This window comes from uncultured Thiodictyon sp., from assembly GCF_903828115.1.
Lineage (GTDB): Bacteria > Pseudomonadota > Gammaproteobacteria > Chromatiales > Chromatiaceae > Thiodictyon.
The window spans coordinates 1-15,735 of record NZ_CAIKKU010000798.1; the positions used below are offsets into that span (position 1 = coordinate 1).

Consider the following 15,735-nt stretch of genomic DNA (forward strand, 5'->3'; position numbering starts at 1 on the left):
ATTATTCGATTACGACAACGACAACGACAACGACAACGACAGCGTACCCGGGATCTCGACCACCACATCAGTTCTGATCGCACCCGAGGCGATGCGTGCGTTGGACGAGGGCTGCGATGACCAGCAAAATGAAAGACGGCAGCCGCCTCCTCGCGGCGGTCCACGAAACCGCCCAAGACCTGCATGTCGCCGGCTTCATCGACAAGCGGCGCATGCGCCATTTCGATGCCCTGTGTCTGGACCCCATCCCCGCCTATACCGGCGAGGGTATCCGCGCCTTGCGGGCGCGCTACCAGTTGAGCCAGACCGTGCTCGCCTGCGTATTGAATACGAGCGCATCGACAGTGCGGCAGTGGGAGATCGGTGTCAGGCGCCCCAGCGGTCCATCGCTGAAGCTATTGAGCATTCTGGATCACAAAGGGCTCGATGCCTTGCTGTAGGTGCGTAGGTTGGGCCGACGAAGGAGGCCAAACACCGCCATTACGTTAAGCCGCAACGGCAACTGGGAGCACCGCACCCCAGTGCGGCGCGGCCTTTGCTCGACCCACACCGACGGGGTTATTTGCGAGATCGCGCCGCACTGGGGAGCGGCGCTCCCAGGCCGGGCCGGACTCGACGTTAGGCTTAACCTAATGGCAGTGACGCGGCCCGTGGGAACGAGAGTGGCGCCAACTGCCGGCGTAGCGCTCCCAGGCGCCGAGACTGTGCAAGAATTCCCCGTGCGCCGTCGGCGTTTCCATCCGGCTGAAGCCTCGACCTCCGGTTCGGGCCTGATCGCCCGGGAGGTCGAGGCTTGCGACTGGTCGGCGCTGACGCTGGAGGATGTCGACGGGTGGCGCGATCCCCGCGGGCGCACGGGGGCCTTTGCCCAATGCCGTTAAGTCCCAGCGCTGCTCGTCCGAGCGGACGCAAGCGCCGGCGAGGCAGCCAGCATGTTGCCGCTACCACGCAATCCCGCAGAGGCCTAATACCCGGAGTTTCTCAGTCACCCGCGCTGCGATTTCCGGCAGCGGGATTTCCTCTACATCTTTCTGCGCGAAGTCCTCGGTCAGATACTTGAGTTGGACCTGCCCTTGCGACAACTCCTGGTCTCCCGCGATGATTACCAACGGAATTCCTTTGCGCAGTGCATACTTCAACTGTTTGCCGAGTCGTGCTTCCTCGGTGAAGACCTCCGTCGCGATGTTCGCACTGCGCAAGGCGTTTGCGATCTTCAAATAGTCCGGCAAGTGCTTTTTGTCGAGGCTCGTGACGAGTACCTTTGCCGGAGTAGAGGCCCGTGGTTTGACAATGTTCTTGTCAAGCAACTGCGCCATCAGGCGCGTCAGACCGATTGAAATTCCCACGCCGGGCAATCTTTCATCGGCAAAGAAACCGGTGAGATCATCATAGCGGCCGCCGGAGCAGATGCTCCCGATGGCCTCATGCCCCACCAGCAAGGTCTCAAACACCGTGCCGGTATAGTAGTCGAGACCTCGCGCCAAACGCAGGTCGATCTTGAAATGGGTCTCCGGCACCCCAAGCTCGCCGACCGCTTTGACAACGACGCCCAATTCCTCTACGCCCAAGGCGAAATCCTTATCCGCGTTGGCGTCATGATCATTCAACCACTGAAGGGTCTCGCCCGTGGTGGCGCCGGTACCAAAAAAGAATCCCGTAACGTGCTCTACCACTTCCGGGGACAGCGTCGTTTGTGCAACAAGTACCTTGTTCCAATCCGCCGGCGGATGGCGATCGAGTTTATCGATAACCCGCAGGCCGGCGGCGCTCGCATCCCGATCTACTCCGTAATGTCTCAAGAGGCCTTGCAGAATCTTCCGGTTGCTGATACGAATAATGAACTCACCGATGGCAAGCGAGCGAAAGACGTCATAGATGACGGCCGGCATTTCGGCGTCGGCGAGCAGACTGAGTTGCTCGCGCCCGATGATATCGATATCGCACTGGTAGAATTCGCGGAAACGCCCGGCCTGGGCCCGTTCTCCTCGCCAGACCTTCTGAATCTGATACCGTCGAAAAGGGAATGAGAGTTGTGAAGCGTAGGAAGCGACATAGCGCGCCAAAGGCACGGTCAGATCGAAATGCAGGGCGAGGTTGGCATCCGTGGCCTCGGCACCGTCCTGCTGCCCGAGCAAACGCGAAATCGCGTAAATCTCGCGTTCCGCCGCCTCGCCGCCTTTGGAGGTCAGCACCTCGACGCGCTCTACCGCGGGGGTCTCGATCGGAGAAAAGCCGTGCAGTTCGTATGCCGCGCGGATACGGCGGATGAACTCCTGGAGAATCAACTGCTGTTCCGGAAGAAATTCAATAAAGCCGCTGATCGGCAATGGGGCTGATTTCGCCACGCTGGCAGAACCTCTCAAGTAATCCGGTAAGATATGAAAACACCGAGGTACGCGACGCCTCCCCGCAGCGTGAAGAGCTTATTGGGCGGAAAGTCGCGTCCGGCCTTTACCAGTCTGTTAGTGAAGGTGTAGGGGAAGCCGTGCGCCGGATGGACGAACCGGATGGACTGGACGCGCCGCGCCGAGCGGTGCCCGGCGCACCCCGGGGCTAGTCGATCAGCCGATACCGCGCCCCGCAATAGGGGCAGATCGCCTCGTGGTCGGGCTCGTCCGCGATCGGCAGGTAGACCCGGGGGTGCATGTCCCAGAGGCTGTCCCCCGGGCGCGGGCAGGCGAGCGGCAGCTCGGCGCGGGTGACCGGGATGAGCGGTTGCACCGCGGCGGGGGCCGCGGGTAGCGCGGTCCCAAGCGGGGTTGGGGTGATGGCCGGTGACATGCGGGTCCTCCGTCGTGCGGGTGCGGGGCGCGGGTTCAGACCAGGTCCAGCCATTCCGGGTGGGTGTCCCGGCGACCGTGGACCTGATCGAAATAGAGTGCCTGGAGGCGCTCCGTGATGGGGCCGCGCCCGCCCTTGCCGATGGGGCGGCCATCGACCTCGCGGATCGGCGTGACCTCGGCGGCGGTGCCGGTGAAGAAGGCCTCGTCGGCGATGTAGACCTCGTCGCGGGTGATCCGCTTCTCGACCACCTGGAGCCCCAGTTCGTCGCACAGTGTGATGACGGTGCGCCGCGTGATGCCGTCCAGGGCGGAGGTCAGGTCCGGGGTATAGAGGACGCCGGCGCGCACGATGAAGACGTTCTCGCCGCTGCCTTCCATGACATGGCCGGAGGTGTCGAGCAGCAGGGCCTCGTCATAGCCGTCGCGCACCGCCTCCTGCAGGGCCAGCATGGAGTTGGCGTAGCTGCCGGTGGCCTTGGCGCGGCACATGGTGACATTCACATGGTGCCGGTTGAAGGACGAGACCCGGATGCGGATGCCGTTCTTCATGTTGTCCTCGCCGAGATAGGAACCCCACTCCCAGGCGGCGACGACACAATGGACCTCGAGGTTGTCCGCACGCAGGCCCATGCCCTCGGCGCCATAGAAGCACAGGGGGCGGATGTAGGCCGAGGCGAGCCTGTTCTCGCGCACCACCGCGCGCTGGGCGGCGATCAGGGTGGCGCGGTCCCAGGGCATGGGCATGGCGAAGATGTGGGCGGAGTTGAACAGCCGCTCGGTGTGGTCCTCCAGGCGGAAGATGGCCGCGCCGCGATCGGTCTCATAGGCACGGACCCCCTCGAAGACGCCCATGCCGTAGTGCAGGGAGTGGGTGAGGACATGGACCTTGGCCTCACGCCAGGGCACCATCTCGCCGTCCAGCCAGATCAGACCGTCACGGTCCGCCATCGTTGCCATTATGCTACTCCGAAGGGTGGGGCCGATGGCCCCACCCTGTTAATCTAAAGAAGGTTCGCCGGGAACTCAGTCCCCCATCAATTCGCGCCACAGCCCGCTGACATGCTCGCGCTCCGCAAGCAGTTGGTCGTCCGGCACCGTCTTAGGCTGATCCTGCAGGGCGCTGCGGTGATAGGCACCGCGCAGGGCCTTGTAGGCGGCCGTGAGGTCCGCGGCCGTCGCGCCGGGCAGGAGGTCCAGCCGCGCCAGGGTCTCGAGCTGGCGGATGTTGTCCGTCCAGTCGGCCAGGGCCGGGTGCGCGGCGGCCCAGCGCAGGACCGAGTATTGAACCATAAACTCGATATCGGCAATACCGCCGCGTCCCTGCTTGAGGTCGAAGCGCCCGCGCCCGCCCTTGTCCAGGCTCTCGCGCATCCGTTGGCGCATGGCGCGGACGTCCTCGCGCAGTTGCGCGGGGTCGCGCGGGCGGCAGATGGTGGCGCGGCGCACGGCGGCGAAGCGCGCGGCGAGCCCGGGGTCCCCGGCCACCGGCCGGGCGCGGATCAGGGCCTGGTGCTCCCAGGTCCAGGCGGCCGTCGCCTGGTAGTCGGCGTAGGCGGTGAGCGAGCGCACCAGCATCCCCTTGTTGCCGTCCGGGCGCAGGCGCATGTCGACCTCGTAGAGGATGCCGGCGGGGGTGCGGGCGGTGATCATGTGGATCAGGCGCTGGCCGAGCCGGTTGTAGAACTGCTCGGCGCTGGTCGGCTTGGGGCCATCGGTGTCGGCGCCGGGTTGGTCGCCGCCGTGGAGCAGGACCAGATCCAGGTCCGATCCGTAGCCCAGTTCCAGCCCCCCCAACTTGCCGTAGCCCAGGACCAGGACCCCGGTGTCCCCGGCGCCGAGCCCCGGGGGGCGGCCGTGGCGCTCGGCCAGGTGGGCGAAGGCCAGGGACAGGACCCGCCCGACGGCGACCTCGGCGATCTCGGTCAGGTAGTCGCTGACCTTCATCAGGGGCACGCCGCCGGTCAGGTCCGCGGCGGCCACCCGCAGGATGTTGCCGTGTGCGAACTGGCGCAGCCGCTCCAACTGTTGCTCCAGGTCGTCCGGGTCGATGGGGGCGAGCAGGGCCTCGATCTCCACCTCCAGATCGGCGCGGCGGTGCAGGGCATAGAGCCGGCGCGGGTCGATCAGCTCATCGAGCAGCAGCGGCTGGCGGACGATCTGCTCCGCGATCCAGGGGCTCATGCCGGTGAGCCGGGCGAGCTGGGCGAGCGCCATCGGCCGCTCGATCAGCATCGCCAGATAGGCGGTCCGCCGCACCACCGCCTCCAGGACCTTAAGCACCCGCTCCAGGGCCAAATCCGGGGCCTCGCTGGCCGCGATGACCTGCAGCGTCAGGGGCAGCAACTGATGAAGCCGCTGCGCACCCCTGGAACTCAGGCCCTTGCGGACGCAGGCCTCGCGAAAGGCCGTCAGGCGCACCAGGGCCGCCTGGGGGGCGCTGAAGTGGTTGGCGGCCAGGATCTCCATGGCGCGGCACTCCTCCAGGCAGCCGTCCCAGAGCGCCACCAGGTCCGGGTCCTGCCCCGCGCTCTCGCCCTGGGGGGCGCTGAAGACCAGGTCGAACTGCCCCTGGACGCGCCGCCGGTGCCCCTCGAGCACCGCCGCGAAGGCGCCCCAGTCGGGGAAGCCCATGGCGCGCGCCAGACGCAGGCGGCCCGGGTCGTCCGCCGGCAGCAGGTGGGTCTGCTTGTCCTTGTAGGCCTGGAGCCGGTTCTCCACCAGGCGCAGGAAGCAATAGGCGGCGTCCAGGTGGGGGACGGCGGAGGCCGGCAGCAGGTCGCGCTCGCCGAGCAGCGCCAGGACCTGGCGGATGGGGCGGGCCTGGAGCGCCGGGTCACGGCCGCCGCGCACCAACTGGAGCGCCTGGCCGATGAACTCGATCTCGCGGATGCCGCCGGGGCCGAGCTTGATGTTGGCGTCCATGCCCTTGCGGTGCAGTTCCTTGGCGATCATCTGCTTCATCTCGCGCAGCGACTCGATGGAGCCGAAGTCCAGATAGCGCCGATAGACGAAGGGCCGCAGCAGGTCCTCCAGGGCGGCGACCGCGGCCGGGTCGCCGGTCAGCACCCGCGCCTTGATCATGGCGTAGCGCTCCCACTCGCGCGCCTGGGACTGGTAGTAGTCCTCCAGTGCGTCCAGGCTCATGACCAGGGGGCCGGAGTCGCCGAAGGGGCGCAGCCTGGTGTCCACGCGAAAGACGAAGCCGTCGGCAGTCTGGGCGTTCAGGGCCTGGACCAGGCGCTGCGCCAGGCGCACGAAGAACTGCTGGTGGTCGAGCGGGCGCGGCCCGTCCGTCACCTGGCCTTGGGTGGGGTAGGCGAAGATGAGGTCGATGTCCGATGACAGGTTGAGCTCGCGCGCCCCGAGCTTGCCCATGCCGATGACCAGCAGGCACTGCGGCCGACCCTGCGCGTCGCTGGGCATGCCGAGTTCGGCCCGGGTCCAGTCCTGGAGCCGGTCCAGGGCCGTGCGGATGCAGCAGTCGGCCAGTTCCGAGAGGTCCTCCAGGGTCTCGTCGAGCCCGGCGAGCCCGCCGATGTCGCGCCAGATGATGCGGGTCTGCTCGCGGCGCCGGACCACCCGCAGGGCGCGGTGCAGGGCGGGTTCGTCCGGATGGCCGGGCAGCGCGGCGGCCACGGTCGCCGCGACCCGGGCGGCGAGGTCGCCGGGGGCATAGGCACGCCCCAGGTCGCCGCAGTCCAGGAGTGCCGCGAAGTCCGCCGGGTAGCGGGCGGCGCCCTGAGCGCAATACTCGCTCGCCTCCCAGACCCGCGTCCTGACGGCCGTAAGGTCGGCGGCGAGCGGGTCGGTCCGGCCCTGCGCCCGGGCCCATGCGAGCCACTCCTGCCAGAGCCGGTCGGGGGCCTCGCTCAGTACCGCCAGTCCACTCATCACAGCGGCTCGATGGCGTACTCGGCCGCCAGCCGCGCCTCGCCGCCGCCCGGTATCCCGATCACCTCGGAGGCGGCGTTGACGGTCTCCACGCACAGCATGATCCGGTAGTCCAGGTCGTCCAGGTCCGCCATGGCGCGGGCGGTCGCGACCCAGGGGTTCCAGACCACGGTGGTGGCGCTGTGGCGGCTACTGATACGGATGCGCCGCGCGAGCACCGGGTCCTCGATGGTCAGGACCGGGGGCACTGACTCATAGATGCGGTTGACCTCGGCGGCCACCATGAGCGGCCCGTCCTGGGTGAGGATGGCGTCATTGGCCCCGGCCGCCTTGTCGATATAGTCGCAACCCTCAAGTCCCAGGACCCGCGCCTGGGTCGCGTCACCGACCCGGAAATAGCTGTGCAGGCCCTGGGTGATCTGGAAGGATCGGTCACCGGCATTGCGGGTGATCAACTCCACGGTCAGGGTCGACCCCACCGTGATCTCCACCAGCAGGTTGAAGTGATGGCGCCACAGGACGCGCGTGTCGGCATCGTCCGCGAGGCCCAGGGTGACGCGGGTGGCCCCGCTCGGCAGGGCGGCGGTGGCGAGGATGGACCAGGGCCGCCGGCGCGCGAACCCATGGATACCCCGGTCCGGTACGTCCAGGTCCGCGGTATCCGGGTCCGCCCCGAACCAGGGCCAGCAGATGGGGACCCCGCCCTTGATCTCCTTGCCGGGGGTGAACCAGGCCCGCTCGCTGACGAACAGCAGGTCATCCGGTGCCCCCGCCGGGCAGTAGGACAGGACCTGCCCGCCGTGGGTCGAGATCAGGGCGTTGGCCAGGCCGTTGTAGACCTCGATCATGGTCAGGCCGCCGCGTCCCGCGGCGATGCGCAGGGTCCCGGGGAGCCCGAAGTCGGCATTGAGTGCGTCGATATCCAACCTGAAGCCTCCGGAGTTGGGCGCCGGCCGCGGGTGCCGGCGCGGGGCGCTAAAGCGGGAGGGTACCCCCGACGAGCGGAAACGGGAAGGGCCGGGGCGCCGCGCGCCTGCCGATCGCTGGTTGAACGCCCTAGTTGGACGCCCTATTTGAACGCAGGGAGTCCGGAGACCAGCCACCAGTTCTTGAGGTCTTTGTCATACCGCCAGACTTGGCGGTCGGTAAGGGTCATCATGCTCTGCCGGTCTTCATGGAGGTAGTCGATGGTGACGATCTGGGTCGCCTTGCCCTTGTCCGCCTCCAGGGGCTGCTGTACGACCTCGTAGCCCGTGAGGCGCAGGTCCTTGTACAGGGCCGGCAGGTCCTTGTCCTTGCGCAAGGCGGGGTCCACGAAGCCGTAAGCGGTCTCGAAATAGCCCCAGCGAATGGCGGACTCGTAGCGGGAGGTCGCGGCCTGCAGGGCCAGGGCGCGCTTGTCGTTCATGATGACGCAACCGCCGCCCACCAGGGCGCAGAGCGCTAGCACGAGCATCAGTCGGCCGACGGGTTGGGGGTTCATCCTGGTTCCTCGGCATGGTAAGGGGAGCACCCCGGCGCGGCGGCGCGATCGACATGGCCACCCTGGGGCTGACGGCGATTCTACGGCATCGCCCCAAGCCCACCAACGTGGCGCCGGCGTATGATGGCGCGGCCACGCCTCGCGCCCGCCCGACCAGGACCCATCCATGCCGCAACCGCCCAGTGCCACGCCCATCGCCCCGGCGGCGCAGCCCCAGTGCGAGCGCACCATCGGTGCGGCCCGCGTCACGCTGCTGGGCACCGCCCATGTGTCGCGGGTCAGCGTCGCGCAGGTCAGTCGGCTGATCGAGGGCGGCGATTACGACGCGGTGGCGGTGGAACTGTGCCGCAGCCGCTTCGCCGCCCTGACCGACCCTGCGGCACTGGCCCGCATGGATCTCTTTTCGGTCATCCGCCAGGGGCGGGTCTACATGGTCGTGGCCAACCTGGCGCTGGCCGCCTATCAGCAGCGCCTGGCCGACCAGTTCGACATCGAGCCCGGTGCCGAGCAGCGCATCGCCGTGCGCATGGCCCAGGAGCGGGGGCTGCCCCTGCTCCTGATCGACCGCGAGATCGGCGTGACCTTCAGACGCATCGCCGCGCGCCTGGGCTGGTGGCGGCGCACCACCCTCTTCGCCGGGCTCCTGACGGCCCTGCTCTCCGGCGAGAAGGTCACCGCGGACGAGGTGGAGCGGCTCAAGGAGGGGGATGTGCTCGAGACCGCCTTCGCCGAATTCGCCCAGGACCGAGCGGACCTCTTCGTCCCGCTGATCGCCGAGCGTGACCGCTACATGGCCGCCAAGCTGCGCCTGGAGGCGGAGCGCGTCGGGGCGCGGCGCGTGCTGGCCGTGGTGGGGGCCGGCCACCTGGCCGGCATCGCCCGCGACCTGGACGCGGCCCCGGGGGACCTGCAGGCCTGCCTGCGGGACCTGGAACAGGTGCCGCCGCCGCGCCGCGGGCCGTCCGTCCTGCCCTGGCTGGTGTTGGTGCTGGTGCTGGGCGGGCTCGCCTGGGGCTTCGTGCAGAGTCCGCAACTGGGCTGGGACCTGGTGCTCTCCTGGGTCCTGATCACCGGCGGGCTCTGCGCCCTGGGCACCCTGATCGCCGGTGCTCACCCGCTGACCATCGCGGCCGGCTTTCTCGCGGCACCACTCACCACGCTGCACCCGGCCATCGGCGCCGGGATGGTCACCGGGGCGGTGGAGCTGTGGCTGCGGGCGCCGAGCGTGGGGGACTTCAGCCGCCTGCGCACCGATGCCGCGACCCTCGGCGGCTGGTGGCGCAACCGGGTGGCGCGGGTCTTCGTCGTCTTCCTGCTGAGCAGCCTGGGGGCGGCGCTCGGGACCTATGTGGGCGGGGTCCACATCGCCAAACGGCTGCTTGCCTGAGCCTGGCCCCGGTGGCTCGGTCCGCACAGCGGACCCTACGGGCTCTTCGCGCCGTTGTCGTTGTCGTTGTCGTTGTCGTTGTCGTAATCGTAATCGTAATCGAGGTTATCGTAGCGCCGCGGATTTTCCCGCACCGCAAATTGCATCGCTTCTGCGATCACGACAACGACAACGATAGCGACAACGACAACGACAACGATTGCGTTTCACTTGTTCCTGACTCGTTGCTCAGCCCCCCTGCTGCGACTCCCGGCGCCGCGTGCTCAGGTGCGCGCGGATGCAGTCGATCGCCTCGTCCAGGTGCTGGAAGGCGTGGTCCCCCCCGTCCCAGATCAGCAGCCGACCGCAGCGACGGTAGTGTGACTGGGCGATCCGATAGTCGATCACCTCGTCGCCGCGATCCAGGAAGAGCGTGGTCGGCACCCGGTCGCAGGGGTCGGCGAGGCCGTAGGCGCGGGTGGCCTCGACCAACTCGCGGGTGATTTGGTAGGTCTCCCCGTCCGCCGTGGTCATGGTCTCGCCCAGGTGGGGAGGGAGCAGGTCCCAGGGGGTCAGGGCCGGGTTGATCAGGAACAGATGCGAGAAGGCGAAGCGGCGCGCCAGCCATTGACCGTAGAATCCGCCCATGGAACTGCCGACGACGGCCGGGCACGCCGGCCCCAGGTCCGTAAAAAAGGCCGTGAGGCGCGCCACCGCGGCCTGCGGGCGATGGGCCGGGTAGTCCGGTGCCAGCACCGGGTAGGGCGAGAGGCGTTCACGCAGGGCCGCGGCCTTGGCCGAGCGGCCGGAACTGTTGAGTCCGTGGAGATAGACGAGCATTTTGTCAGTGGTCAGTGGTCAGTGGTCAGTGGCTGGCTGCGAGCTACGGGTAGCTGGTGGCGATGGGCGGCGCAGAGGCAGGAGACCTCGGCGCAGCCTTGCATCATACTGACCACCGGCCCCTAACCCCTAACCACTGGTGCAGTCATGGCAAAATGCCGGATCGACGCCGACAACCGCCTGACCGAGCGCCTGGCCGGGCTGCGGGCGGCCGTGGCGGATGGCGGGGCGACCCTCGAGACCCTGCGTCCGGCCCTGGCCGATCCCAACTACCGCCTGGTCGCCGCCGCGGCGGGGTATGCGGGCGACGGGCTCCTCTACCCACTGGAGCCGGACCTGATCGCCGCCTTCCGCCGACTGGCGAACGGACCCCACACCCAGGACCCCCAGTGCACCGCCAAGGGCGCCATCGCCCGCGCCCTGGTCGCCTTGGACTGCGCCAATGTCGAGTTCTTCCTGGCCGGCATCCGCCTGCGCCAACTCGAACCCGCCTGGGGCGGCAGCCAGGATACCGCGCTCGACTGCCGCGTGACCTGCGCCATGGGTCTGGCCGCGACCGCCTATGCCCGCGCCCTGCCCGAGCTCACCCGCCTCCTGGCGGACCCGGAGCCCCGGGTGCGGGCCGGGGTGATGGACGCCATCGCCTGCTGCGAGCCGCTCGCCGCGGAGTCCGTCCTGCGCACCAAGGCCCAGTCCGGCGACCCCGAGCCCGAGGTCACGGGCGCCTGCCTGCTCGCCCTGCTGCGGCTGGACGCGGCCCCCTGCGCCGCCTTCGTCGGGACCTTCCTGGACCGCGGCGACCCCACGCTGCGCGAACTGGCGGCCCTGGCCCTGGGCGAGTCCCGGCTCCCGGAGGCGCTCACCGAGTTGCGGACCCGCTGGGACGCCGAGCCCTACAAGGGCGCGTCCGTACAGGTCCTGCTCAAGGGCGCGGCCCTGCATCGCAGTGAGGCCGCCTTCGACTGGCTGCTGTCCCTGGTTGCCGACGGGGAGCACCGCATCGCCGAGCGTGTCCTGCGCGACCTGACCGCCTATCGCGGCAACGAGCGCCTGCGCCAACGCCTGAGCGCGGCGCTCGCCGCCCGCCAGGATGCCGACCTGATCGCGCTGCTGGCGCGGGTGTGGCCGGCGGGTCCCGAATAGGGCATCGTGATCAATGCCGACGCAAAGGCATCAAAAGAGCCTCCGCATTGATGCGTGACAAAATCCCCACCGCGGGTCGAGGCTAACCGTGAAAGTCAGGACGGAACCCGGTGGGAGCGGCTTCAGCCGCGATGCGACGCCGCGGTAACCTGCGACGCTGCGGCACTTTGCGTGGCCTCGTCGCGGCTGAAGCCGCTCCCACAGTGTCGCTGCGCGCCTGTTTTTTGCGGTAAAGCTTCAACCATCTGTTGCGCAACGGCCGGCGCCGGTGGCGCACCGCCGTTCAAAACAGGCCAGTTGGATGGTGCCGCGCGGATTGCCTGAGGTCGGGGGAAAGTTCGCGTCATGCCCCAGGGTGACCGCGCTGCCGGGCCGGCCGGTGGTGGCCGAGTCGGCGCTGTAAGTGGACTGAAAGGTCGGGACCAGGAAGCGGGTGCCGAGTGAGTCGGGGATGGTCCAGGACGGCGAGGTCCCGCTGTGCAGGGCGATTCCCCGGGGGTAACGTAGCCCCCGCTGACGATCATGGCGCTGGTGACCGCGTTGGCCGTATCGAAGGCGATGCCGAGTTGGTACCCGGCGCTCCCGGGGTCTCACTACCCCGCCGGCCGTAACACCAGCACGCCCTTAGTCTCCTGCGCGGGCGGTCCGTTCCAGGGCCAGGGGTGGCCGCGGCCGGCCAACCAGTCGTCGAGTTGGTCGGTGCGATAGGGTGAGAGGCGGTGACCGGATTGGCCGAGCGGCAGGGTGCCCCGGGTCTGGCCCCAGTCCGCGGGCACCTGGACCGCCCGCATGGACGGTATCACCAGTCCGCGACCGGGGTCCTGCGGCGACGACTTCATCACATTGAGCGTATCGGCCGCGCCGCCGACCCCGATGGGGCCGACATCGAAGAGGCGCCCCAGGAGCGGCAGGCCGTGGAAGGCGTGGGGGAAGGTGAGGGTGCGCAACCGGTCGAGCCGCTGGTCACGGGGATCGGGCCGGGCGGCCGCCAGGTCCGCCGCGGCGGCGCGCAAGGCGCGGCCCCAGATCTGCGCGGGTGACTCGACCGCGGGGGTGCCTACATCGTCCCAGAAGCCGGACTCACCGGTGCGCAGGGTTTCCTGCAGGGAGTTGTAGCTGAGGTAGGCGAGCGACGTCAGGGGTTCCAGGTCCTCCCCTAACTCGTCCCCATAGATGGCCCGCCACAGGGCCGGCTCCAGGAGGGCATAGAGTGCGGCGGCGCGACTCGCTCCATCCATGACGCAGTCCCAGGGCAACAGGTCGCGCGCGGCGATGTCCCAGGCGGCGGGGTCGGCGGCGCGCAGCTCGGGCTCGATGCGGCGCAGGGCTTGCTGGGTCAGGCGTGCCTGGATGCTCAGGCGGTCGGTCTGGATGGCGGCCATGGCGGCGGGATCGAGCGCCGTGGCCGCCGCCAGCCGCTCTGCGATCCGCTGGGCGCGGTAGGGCGCGAGCCAGGAGTGACTGAGGTTCACCGCGTAGTCCAGCGGGATGGTGCGATTGTTGGCGGTGATGAGCGCGGCCCCCGGGGGATCGGTCAGGGTCGGGTTCCGCCGTTGGGGGACCAGGCCGTCCCAGCCGTAGCCCGCCACCCAGCCAGGGGCGGGAAAGGTCCCGGCGCCCTTGGCGCGGTGCGGCAGCAGCCCGGTGACCTGCCAGGCGATACCCCCGTCGCGATGGGCGAGCATCAGGTTCTGGGCCACGGCGCGAAAATCCCAGCCGGCGCCGTGCGCCGCCGACAGGGTGCGCGCCCGGGCGAGCCCGGCCAGCGCGGCCAGGCTGCGGTCCGGTGGGTCCGTCACCTGGCTCAGGGCGAGCAGGTCGCGGCTGGCGACGGCCGGGAGCGACCCCGGTTCCATCCCCGGCGGGCGGGCGAGCAGGTCATTGAGGATGGTCCCGCGGCTGGTGCGGCGCAGCGCCAGTTCCACCACCGGCGCGCCCTTGACCTCGATGCGCTGCACCCGGGTGCTGATCGCCTCCGGCGGCCCGCCGGCCCGCTCCACATGCTCCCCGTCCGCGGTGGGGCGCTCCAGGAACAGGTCCTGGGTGTCGGCAATGGCGCTGGTGAGGCCCCAGGCGAGGTCGGCGTTGTGGCCGATCAGCACCAGCGGCACCCCGGGCAGGGCGAGCCCGGCCACATGCAGGTCGGGCCCGATCAGCTCCAATTCGTACCAGGTGCCGGGCATCGCCGGGGGCAGGTGGGGATCATTGGCGAGCAGGGCCCGGCCGTCGGCGGTGCGCACGCCCGTGACCGCCCAGGCGTTGCTGGCCGCTCCGGGCACCGGCAGGCCGAAGCGCGCGGGCGCGTCCAGCAGCGCAGCCAGGGCGGCCGGGTTCGCGGCCCCGGCGCTCCCGCCCGGTGTACCGAGCGGCCGGTCCGGCAGTTCGGGCGGCACCGCCGGGGCCGGTACGCCCTCGTCGGTGGGAAAGAGCTCGCGCGCCCGCTCGCGGCCCAAGCGCTGTGCCATGCGCAGATAGGTCAGTTCCTCCTTGAGATTGAAGGTCTGGGTGAAGGCCATGTAGGCGCCGATCAGCAGGCTGTCCTCGGGCCGCCAGGGTGCGGGCGCGAAACCGGCGAGCAGATACTCGATGGGCAGCCGGTGCGCCGCCTGGGCGCGATAGGCGTTCACCCCGTCGGCATAAGCGCTGAGCAGGGCGCGCTCGGGCGCCTCCAACTCAGCCAGGGCGCGCCGCGCCGCGGTGTTGAGTCCCAGGGTCCGGAACAGCCGGTCGGCGTCCAGCGCGTCCGGCCCGAAGACCTCCGCCAGTCGCCCGTCGGCCAGGCGGCGCATCAGGTCCATCTGCCACATCCGCTCGCCGGCCACCAGGTAACCCTGGGCGAACAGCAGGTCGTGGGTGGAGTCCGCCTGGATGCTGGGCACCGCGTGGGGCCCGAAGCGGACCGCGACCGGTGCGTCCAGGCCCGGGACCCGGACCTCGCCGGAGTAGGGCGGCTCGGCGCGTTTGAGCACCCAGTACAGCACGCCGCCGCCCACCAGGGGCAGGATCAGCAGGAGCGCGGCGGCGGTGATCAAGAGGCGTCTGAGCATGGCGAGACTCGGGGCGGGAGGATCGGGACTCAAGAGAAAAACACGCCCCGCGCGGCTTGTCCAGTGGGGGAAGATGCTGGGGTGCGATCAGAACTGATGTGGTGACCGAGATCCCGGGTACGCTGTCGTTGTCGTTGTCGTTGGCGTAATCGCATAATACGACCCCGATTACGACAACGACAACGACGCCCGGTCCGTGAGAACGTCCGGTAGCCGTAGCTGTAGGGTACGCATCGCGTACCCGGCTCCGGCGGTCGAGGCAGCTTGCGGGTACGCGATGGATTCCTTACGACATGTGTGTTAACACATCGGTTCTAATCGCACCCCAGATGCTGCACCTTAACTGCGCTCGAGGGGGTATGATTCCCCGCTTGCCGCCGTGCGCCTTTCAACCGGCGAGCAAGGCGCAGCAATCCACCACCGTCGGCGACCGGCAGCCTATCAGTCCCGCGAGACGCGGCGCTCGGACCGCTTGCCGTTCGCATCACGCTCCGAGGTCACAGCGAGGGTATGGACGAGACTACCGTAGCGCTCTGTATCGACCTCGACCAGACCCTGGTGCGCACCGACCTGCTGCTGGAGTCGGGCCTCAAGGCGGTCAAGGACCGGCCCGTCGGGGCAATCGCGGCCCTGTTTGGGCTCGTGCAGGGCCGGGCACACCTCAAGCAACGCTTGGCCGAGCTGGCCGAACTGCGCATCGACCTGCTTCCCTACGACCCGGCGGTACTGGCCCTGGCGCAGACGGCCAAGGCGGCGGGGCGGCCCGTGGTGCTTGCCACCGCGTCGAACCGCAAGTATGCCGAGCAGATCGCCCTGCACTTGGGGATCTTCGACGCGGTGCACGCCAGCGACGCCACCACCAACCTTTCCGCTCGGCAAAAGGCCGAGCGACTGGTCGGGCTGTACGGCGAGAGGGGATTCGACTATGTGGGCGATGCCAGGAAGGATCTCGCGGTCTGGCGCCATGCCCGGCGCGCCATCGTCGTGAATCCGCAACCGGGAGTACGCTCCGCATTGGCGCGCAACGACCTTCCCCATGAATTGCTGAGAGGGTATAGACAAAATCTACCTGGCCGATATTCTTGCGCGAGTTTACAAGAACGAGGCGCGCAACGATGTCGAAAGGTGGTCGGCCAAAGAAGATCAACGAGGGACAGTATGAGGTGTTGCGCCAGATCGTCG

The 15,735-nt window shown here is 68.8% G+C and carries 13 protein-coding genes; 5 read left to right on the plus strand and 8 right to left on the minus strand.

Features of this window, described 5'->3' with window-relative positions; all coding sequences use genetic code 11:
- Positions 1-116 precede the first annotated feature (116 nt).
- A complete protein-coding gene (locus tag QZY48_RS29355) occupies positions 117-440 on the plus strand; it encodes a DNA-binding transcriptional regulator (protein WP_295437318.1) in 324 nt (107 codons plus the stop codon).
- 264 nt (positions 441-704) lie between these two features.
- The gene (locus QZY48_RS29360) at positions 705-881 is read left to right on the plus strand and encodes a hypothetical protein (protein ID WP_295437319.1); all 177 of its coding nucleotides are present in this window, start codon (positions 705-707) and stop codon (positions 879-881) included.
- Positions 882-941: 60 nt separating this feature from the next.
- Here QZY48_RS29360 and hisS read toward each other — a convergent pair whose 3' ends face one another.
- The 6 genes from hisS to QZY48_RS29390 form a co-directional block, all read right to left on the minus strand.
- Positions 942-2,345: a histidine--tRNA ligase gene (gene hisS / locus QZY48_RS29365; protein ID WP_295437321.1), complete on the minus strand. Its 1,404-nt coding sequence runs from the start codon at positions 2,343-2,345 to the stop codon at positions 942-944.
- A gap of 208 nt (positions 2,346-2,553) precedes the next feature.
- Positions 2,554-2,781 (minus strand): zinc-finger domain-containing protein, encoded by a 228-nt coding sequence (locus QZY48_RS29370; protein WP_295437323.1) that lies wholly within the window; start codon positions 2,779-2,781, stop codon positions 2,554-2,556.
- Between the two features lie 35 nt (positions 2,782-2,816).
- Positions 2,817-3,740 carry a branched-chain amino acid transaminase gene (locus QZY48_RS29375; protein WP_295437325.1) on the minus strand — a complete coding sequence of 308 codons (924 nt, stop codon included), beginning with the start codon at positions 3,738-3,740 and terminating at the stop codon, positions 2,817-2,819.
- Between the two features lie 66 nt (positions 3,741-3,806).
- Positions 3,807-6,674: a bifunctional [glutamate--ammonia ligase]-adenylyl-L-tyrosine phosphorylase/[glutamate--ammonia-ligase] adenylyltransferase gene (glnE, locus tag QZY48_RS29380; protein WP_295437327.1), complete on the minus strand. Its 2,868-nt coding sequence runs from the start codon at positions 6,672-6,674 to the stop codon at positions 3,807-3,809.
- Entirely contained in the window at positions 6,674-7,600 is a 927-nt protein-coding gene (locus tag QZY48_RS29385) for a D-hexose-6-phosphate mutarotase (protein ID WP_295437328.1), read from the minus strand. The genes glnE and QZY48_RS29385 overlap by 1 nt, the downstream gene beginning before the upstream one ends.
- A 143-nt stretch (positions 7,601-7,743) precedes the next feature.
- On the minus strand, positions 7,744-8,157 hold the full coding sequence (locus tag QZY48_RS29390; protein ID WP_295437330.1) for a hypothetical protein: 414 nt from the start codon (positions 8,155-8,157) through the stop codon (positions 7,744-7,746).
- A 166-nt stretch (positions 8,158-8,323) separates the two neighbouring features.
- On the opposite strand from QZY48_RS29390, the gene QZY48_RS29395 reads away from it, so the two are divergent.
- Positions 8,324-9,544, plus strand: coding sequence for a TraB/GumN family protein (locus QZY48_RS29395; protein ID WP_295437331.1), 1,221 nt, complete (start codon positions 8,324-8,326; stop codon positions 9,542-9,544).
- Positions 9,545-9,772: 228 nt separating this feature from the next.
- Here QZY48_RS29395 and QZY48_RS29400 read toward each other — a convergent pair whose 3' ends face one another.
- Positions 9,773-10,363: a YqiA/YcfP family alpha/beta fold hydrolase gene (locus QZY48_RS29400; protein WP_295437333.1), complete on the minus strand. Its 591-nt coding sequence runs from the start codon at positions 10,361-10,363 to the stop codon at positions 9,773-9,775.
- Positions 10,364-10,510: 147 nt separating this feature from the next.
- On the opposite strand from QZY48_RS29400, the gene QZY48_RS29405 reads away from it, so the two are divergent.
- On the plus strand, positions 10,511-11,506 hold the full coding sequence (locus QZY48_RS29405; RefSeq protein WP_295437334.1) for a hypothetical protein: 996 nt from the start codon (positions 10,511-10,513) through the stop codon (positions 11,504-11,506).
- A 593-nt stretch (positions 11,507-12,099) separates the two neighbouring features.
- On the opposite strand, the gene QZY48_RS29410 is transcribed toward QZY48_RS29405, so the two are convergent.
- Positions 12,100-14,553, minus strand: a complete 2,454-nt coding sequence (locus tag QZY48_RS29410; RefSeq protein ID WP_295437335.1) for a penicillin acylase family protein — start codon at positions 14,551-14,553, stop codon at positions 12,100-12,102.
- A 510-nt stretch (positions 14,554-15,063) separates the two neighbouring features.
- Here QZY48_RS29410 and QZY48_RS29415 point away from each other — a divergent pair.
- A partial coding sequence (locus QZY48_RS29415; RefSeq protein WP_366929806.1) for a haloacid dehalogenase-like hydrolase occupies positions 15,064-15,735 on the plus strand: 672 nt, incomplete at its 3' end.

Excerpts from the sequence above, each read along its gene's own strand:
- glnE (WP_295437327.1), bottom strand. The coding sequence starts at position 6,674 with ATGAGTGGACTGGCGGTACTGAGCGAGGCCCCCGACCGGCTCTGGCAG.
- QZY48_RS29405 (WP_295437334.1), top strand. The coding sequence starts at position 10,511 with ATGGCAAAATGCCGGATCGACGCCGACAACCGCCTGACCGAGCGCCTG.
- QZY48_RS29395 (WP_295437331.1), top strand. The coding sequence starts at position 8,324 with ATGCCGCAACCGCCCAGTGCCACGCCCATCGCCCCGGCGGCGCAGCCC.
- QZY48_RS29370 (WP_295437323.1), bottom strand. The coding sequence starts at position 2,781 with ATGTCACCGGCCATCACCCCAACCCCGCTTGGGACCGCGCTACCCGCG.
- QZY48_RS29410 (WP_295437335.1), bottom strand. The coding sequence starts at position 14,553 with ATGCTCAGACGCCTCTTGATCACCGCCGCCGCGCTCCTGCTGATCCTG.
- QZY48_RS29355 (WP_295437318.1), top strand. The coding sequence starts at position 117 with ATGACCAGCAAAATGAAAGACGGCAGCCGCCTCCTCGCGGCGGTCCAC.
- QZY48_RS29375 (WP_295437325.1), bottom strand. The coding sequence starts at position 3,740 with ATGGCAACGATGGCGGACCGTGACGGTCTGATCTGGCTGGACGGCGAG.
- QZY48_RS29400 (WP_295437333.1), bottom strand. The coding sequence starts at position 10,363 with ATGCTCGTCTATCTCCACGGACTCAACAGTTCCGGCCGCTCGGCCAAG.
- QZY48_RS29390 (WP_295437330.1), bottom strand. The coding sequence starts at position 8,157 with ATGAACCCCCAACCCGTCGGCCGACTGATGCTCGTGCTAGCGCTCTGC.